Source organism: Marinobacter sp. NSM (assembly GCF_052380025.1).
Lineage (GTDB): Bacteria > Pseudomonadota > Gammaproteobacteria > Pseudomonadales > Oleiphilaceae > Marinobacter.
Window position 1 is genome coordinate 1 of the sequence record NZ_JBQTCK010000017.1, and the last position, 5,505, is coordinate 5,505.

A 5,505-nucleotide genomic window follows, 5' to 3' on the forward strand; every position below is an offset into this window, starting at 1 on the left:
AAGAGCCTGACGATGACCTACTCTCACATGGGCGAACCACACTACCATCGGCGCTGGTCTGTTTCACTTCTGAGTTCGGGATGGGATCAGGTGGTTCCAGACCGCTATGGTCGTCAGGCAAAACGGATGATCACTGGGGGACGAGATGGAACGTGATGTTGATTTCATTTGAGCGTGGCTTTCGCGTGGCTCTGCGTTATCCGCAATTGTCTTGGGTGTTATATAGTCAAGCCGCACGAGCAATTAGTACTGGTTAGCTCAACGCCTCACAGCGCTTACACACCCAGCCTATCAACGTCCTGGTCTTGAACGGCTCTTCAGGAGGCTCAAGGCCTCAGGGAGATCTCATCTTGGAAGGGGCTTCCCGCTTAGATGCTTTCAGCGGTTATCCTGTCCGAACATAGCTACCGGGCAATGCTTCTGGCGAAACAACCCGAACACCAGAGGTTCGTCCACTCCGGTCCTCTCGTACTAGGAGCAGCTTTCCTCAAATCTCCAACGTCCACGGCAGATAGGGACCGAACTGTCTCACGACGTTCTAAACCCAGCTCGCGTACCACTTTAAATGGCGAACAGCCATACCCTTGGGACCGGCTTCAGCCCCAGGATGTGATGAGCCGACATCGAGGTGCCAAACACCGCCGTCGATGTGAACTCTTGGGCGGTATCAGCCTGTTATCCCCGGAGTACCTTTTATCCGTTGAGCGATGGCCCTTCCATACAGAACCACCGGATCACTATGACCTACTTTCGTACCTGCTCGACGTGTCTGTCTCGCAGTCAAGCGGGCTTGTGCCATTACACTAACCGTACGATGTCCGACCGTACTTAGCCCACCTTTGTGCTCCTCCGTTACGCTTTGGGAGGAGACCGCCCCAGTCAAACTACCCACCACACAGTGTCCTCAACCCCGATAAGGGGTCAGAGTTAGAACCTCAAACATGCCAGGCTGGTATTTCAAGGTTGGCTCCACCGGAACTGGCGTCCCGGGTTCAAAGCCTCCCAGCTATCCTACACAAGCATGCTCAAAGTTCACTGTGAAGCTATAGTAAAGGTTCACGGGGTCTTTCCGTCTAGCCGCGGATACACCGCATCTTCACGGCGATTTCAATTTCACTGAGTCTCGGGTAGAGACAGCGCCCCCATCGTTACGCCATTCGTGCAGGTCGGAACTTACCCGACAAGGAATTTCGCTACCTTAGGACCGTTATAGTTACGGCCGCCGTTTACCGGGGCTTCGATCAAGAGCTTCGCACGAATGCTAACCCCATCAATTAACCTTCCGGCACCGGGCAGGCGTCACACCCTATACGTCCACTTACGTGTTTGCAGAGTGCTGTGTTTTTAATAAACAGTCGCAGGGGCCTGGTATCTTCGACCGGCTTCCGCTCCACCCGCAGGGGCTTCACGTACACACCGGCGTGCCTTCTCCCGAAGTTACGGCACCATTTTGCCTAGTTCCTTTACCCGAGTTCTCTCAAGCGCCTTGGTATTCTCTACCTGACCACCTGTGTCGGTTTGGGGTACGGTCTCGAATAGCCTGAAGCTTAGAAGATTTTCCTGGAAGCAGGGCATCAATGACTTCGCGCCCTTGGGCACTCGTCGTCGCGTCTCAGGATTGTGGACCCGGATTTGCCTAAGTCCACTCCCTACTCGCTTAAACCGGGACAACCGTCGCCCGGCTCACCTAGCCTTCTCCGTCTCTCCATCGCAGCTATCCAAGGTACGGGAATATTAACCCGTTTCCCATCGACTACACCTTTCGGTCTCGCCTTAGGGGCCGACTCACCCTGCGCCGATTAGCGTTGCGCAGGAACCCTTGGTCTTCCGGCGTGCGGGTTTTTCACCCGCATTGTCGTTACTCATGTCAGCATTCGCACTTCTGATACCTCCAGCATGCTTCTCAACACACCTTCGCAGGCTTACAGAACGCTCCCCTACCCCGCATACAATGTATGCAGCCGCAGCTTCGGTGACCAGTTTGAGCCCCGTTACATCTTCCGCGCAGGCCGACTCGACTAGTGAGCTATTACGCTTTCTTTAAAGGATGGCTGCTTCTAAGCCAACCTCCTAGCTGTCTGAGCCTTCCCACATCGTTTCCCACTTAACTGGTACTTTGGGACCTTAGCTGGCGGTCTGGGTTGTTTCCCTCTTCACGACGGACGTTAGCACCCGCCGTGTGTCTCCCGGATAGTACTCACAGGTATTCGGAGTTTGCATCGGGTTGGTAAGTCGAGATGACCCCCTAGCCGAAACAGTGCTCTACCCCCTGTGGTATTCGTCCGAGGCGCTACCTAAATAGCTTTCGGGGAGAACCAGCTATCTCCGGGCTTGATTAGCCTTTCACTCCGATCCACAAGTCATCCCCTGGCTTTTCAACGACAGTGGGTTCGGTCCTCCAGTGCCTGTTACGGCACCTTCAACCTGCTCATGGATAGATCGCCCGGTTTCGGGTCTATGCCCAGCGACTAATTCGCCCTATTCAGACTCGGTTTCCCTACGGCTCCCCTAAACGGTTAACCTCGCCACTGAACATAAGTCGCTGACCCATTATACAAAAGGTACGCCGTCACAGAACAAGTCTGCTCCGACTGCTTGTACGCATACGGTTTCAGGGTCTATTTCACTCCCCTCACAGGGGTTCTTTTCGCCTTTCCCTCACGGTACTGGTTCACTATCGGTCAGTCAGGAGTATTTAGCCTTGGAGGATGGTCCCCCCATGTTCAGTCAACGTTTCTCGTGCGCCGACCTACTCGATTTCACTGGACTCAGGTTTCGGATACGGGGCTATCACCCACTATGGCGGCACTTTCCAGAGCCTTCTCCTACCAGTTGTCCAGCTTAAGGGCTGGTCCCCGTTCGCTCGCCGCTACTTAGGGAATCTCGGTTGATTTCTTTTCCTCGGGGTACTTAGATGTTTCAGTTCCCCCGGTTCGCCTCTTGCACCTATGGATTCAGTACAAGATACCGACCCGAAAGTCGGTGGGTTTCCCCATTCAGAGATGTCCGGATCACAGCTCGTTTGCCAGCTCCCCGAACCTTATCGCAGGCTTCCACGTCTTTCATCGCCTCTGACTGCCAAGGCATCCACCGTATGCGCTTAGTTGCTTGACTATATAACCCCAAGACAACTGATCACGAATTACCGCCAACCAGGCAAGCCTGATGAACGCAAATTCGAGACAGCCACTTGAAGCAATATAACAACCACTTCAACGACAACACCGGATAACGCTTGAAATCGCTATCACTTTGAACAGTTCCTCTCGGAGATAATGAGAGAAATCTATTCGTGTTCTATCTCGTCCAATTTGTTAAAGAGCAAATCTGACCCAGTGATCAGAAAGGAAGGCTTCATCGATATGAAACATTCGTTTCTGTACACTGCTAACCCATCTTCGGTTAGTCAGTAAATATTTGGTGGAGCTAGGCAGGATCGAACTGCCGACCTCCTGCGTGCAAGGCAGGCGCTCTCCCAGCTGAGCTATAGCCCCAAGAAGCTATCTACAAGAATTGTTCAGATCAAGGCATCGAAGTGCGCCGCATAGCCTGCTATGCAAGTGCTTCGATAACGCCGAGCTGGACAATTCTGGTGGGTCTGGGTGGACTTGAACCACCGACCTCACCCTTATCAGGGGTGCGCTCTAACCACCTGAGCTACAGACCCAAACATACGGGACTGCAAAGCCCCTTTTGCTCTCTTTATTAGCCAACCAAGTAATTCGTGTGGACTCTGACCGAAGCGTTCGGCTTCGTTTAAGGAGGTGATCCAGCCGCAGGTTCCCCTACGGCTACCTTGTTACGACTTCACCCCAGTCATGAACCACACCGTGGTAATCGTCCTCCCGAAGGTTAGACTAACTACTTCTGGTGCAATCCACTCCCATGGTGTGACGGGCGGTGTGTACAAGGCCCGGGAACGTATTCACCGCGACATTCTGATTCGCGATTACTAGCGATTCCGACTTCACGGAGTCGAGTTGCAGACTCCGATCCGGACTACGACGCGTTTTAAGGGATTGGCGCACTCTCGCGAGTTGGCAGCCCTCTGTACGCGCCATTGTAGCACGTGTGTAGCCCTGGCCGTAAGGGCCATGATGACCTGACGTCATCCCCACCTTCCTCCGGTTTGTCACCGGCAGTCTCCCTGGAGTTCTCAGCATTACCTGCTAGCAACCAGGGATAGGGGTTGCGCTCGTTACGGGACTTAACCCAACATCTCACGACACGAGCTGACGACGGCCATGCAGCACCTGTCTCAGAGTTCCCGAAGGCACCAATCCATCTCTGGAAAGTTCTCTGGATGTCAAGGCCAGGTAAGGTTCTTCGCGTTGCGTCGAATTAAACCACATGCTCCACCGCTTGTGCGGGCCCCCGTCAATTCATTTGAGTTTTAACCTTGCGGCCGTACTCCCCAGGCGGTCAACTTAGTGCGTTAGCTGCGCCACTAAGACTTCAAGAGTCCCAACGGCTAGTTGACATCGTTTACGGCGTGGACTACCAGGGTATCTAATCCTGTTTGCTCCCCACGCTTTCGCACCTCAGTGTCAGTGTTGGTCCAGGTAGCCGCCTTCGCCACTGGTGTTCCTTCCTATATCTACGCATTTCACCGCTACACAGGAAATTCCACTACCCTCTACCACACTCTAGTCAGACAGTTCGAAATGCCGTTCCCAGGTTAAGCCCGGGGCTTTCACATCTCGCTTACCTAACCACCTACGCGCGCTTTACGCCCAGTAATTCCGATTAACGCTTGCACCCTCCGTATTACCGCGGCTGCTGGCACGGAGTTAGCCGGTGCTTCTTCTGCGAGTAACGTCAATCCTCAAAGGTATTAACTTCAAGGCCTTCCTCCTCGCTGAAAGTGCTTTACAACCCGAAAGCCTTCTTCACACACGCGGCATGGCTGGATCAGGGTTGCCCCCATTGTCCAATATTCCCCACTGCTGCCTCCCGTAGGAGTTCGGGCCGTGTCTCAGTCCCGATGTGGCTGATCATCCTCTCAGACCAGCTACGGATCGTCGCCTTGGTAGGCCTTTACCCCACCAACTAGCTAATCCGACTTAGGCTCATCCAATAGCGCAAGGTCCGAAGATCCCCTGCTTTCTCCCGTAGGACGTATGCGGTATTAATCCGGGTTTCCCCGGGCTATCCCCCACTACTGGGCAGATTCCTAAGCATTACTCACCCGTCCGCCGCTCGTCAGCGGGGTGCAAGCACCCCCTGTTACCGCTCGACTTGCATGTGTTAAGCCTGCCGCCAGCGTTCAATCTGAGCCATGATCAAACTCTTCAGTTTAAATCATACAAGAACCCGAAAGTTCTTAATTCTTGCTCAAGACAAAACTCAACTTCGACGAGTCACTGTCCTGATATTTCGCATCCGAAATACCTCGGCCAGCGCCCACACGAATTACTTGGTTAACTTTTTAAAGAGCGTTTGAGCTGTTGCTCAATCAAGGCCGCGTATTCTACATCGTTCCGCTGCCCTGTCAACCGTTTATTT

The 5,505-nt window shown here is 53.5% G+C and carries 2 tRNA genes and 3 rRNA genes; all 5 read right to left on the bottom strand.

Annotated features, from left to right (window positions below):
- Positions 1–4: 4 nt before the first annotated feature.
- Positions 5–118, bottom strand: a 5S ribosomal RNA gene (rrf, locus tag ACTZWX_RS17730).
- 104 nt (positions 119–222) lie between these two features.
- Positions 223–3,114 (bottom strand): 23S ribosomal RNA (locus tag ACTZWX_RS17735).
- A 304-nt stretch (positions 3,115–3,418) separates the two neighbouring features.
- A tRNA-Ala gene (locus ACTZWX_RS17740) sits at positions 3,419–3,494 on the bottom strand.
- 96 nt (positions 3,495–3,590) lie between these two features.
- Positions 3,591–3,667 (bottom strand) — tRNA-Ile (locus ACTZWX_RS17745).
- Between the two features lie 90 nt (positions 3,668–3,757).
- A 16S ribosomal RNA gene (locus tag ACTZWX_RS17750) occupies positions 3,758–5,298 on the bottom strand.
- Together the 16S, 23S and 5S rRNA genes with 2 tRNA genes alongside form the textbook arrangement of a ribosomal RNA operon.
- Between the last annotated feature and the right edge of the window lie 207 nt (positions 5,299–5,505).